1 protein-coding gene is annotated in these 584 nt (G+C 64.7%); it reads left to right on the top strand.

The annotated features are described in order from the left end of the window. On the top strand, window positions 1-584 hold a 584-nt coding region (locus AC1KVG_RS21780; RefSeq protein ID WP_481095808.1), incomplete at both ends, for a condensation domain-containing protein.

Consider the following 584-nt stretch of genomic DNA (forward strand, 5'->3'; position numbering starts at 1 on the left):
ACTTTGCCGGTGGCCGGATCGAGCAGGGCATCGCGGTGGCGACGCTGGCCGGCCTGCAGGCGCTGGCGCAACGGCACGATGCGAGCTTGTTCATGGTGCTGGAAGCAGCACTGGCGTGGTTGTTGGCGCGCTGGAGCGGGGAAGGAGACATCGTCATTGGTACGCCGATCGCCGGTCGGGTGCACCAGGACGTGGAGCCGTTGATCGGGTTTTTCGTGAACACGCTGGTGCTACGCACGCAGCTGAGCGGGGAGGAGACATTCGAAAGTTTGCTGGCGAGCACGCGACAACGCGTGCTGGAGGCGTACACGCACCAGGAGATCCCGTTTGAGATGCTGGTGGACGAGCTCAAGCCGGTACGCAGCCTGAGCCATGCGCCGTTGTTCCAGGTGTTGCTGTCGATGCGCAACAACGCGCAGGTGGCGTTGGCGCTGCCCGGGCTGGACGTGTCTTCGCTGGGCGAGGGTTACGAGCAGGCCAAGTTCGACCTGCAGCTAGCGGTACAGGAGACCGACGAGGGACTGCGGCTGACGTGGGGGTATGCCAGTGGGTTGTTTGAGGCGGCAAGCATCGAGCGGCTGGCG

It is taken from the genome of Xanthomonas sp. NCPPB 3959 (assembly GCF_056675575.1).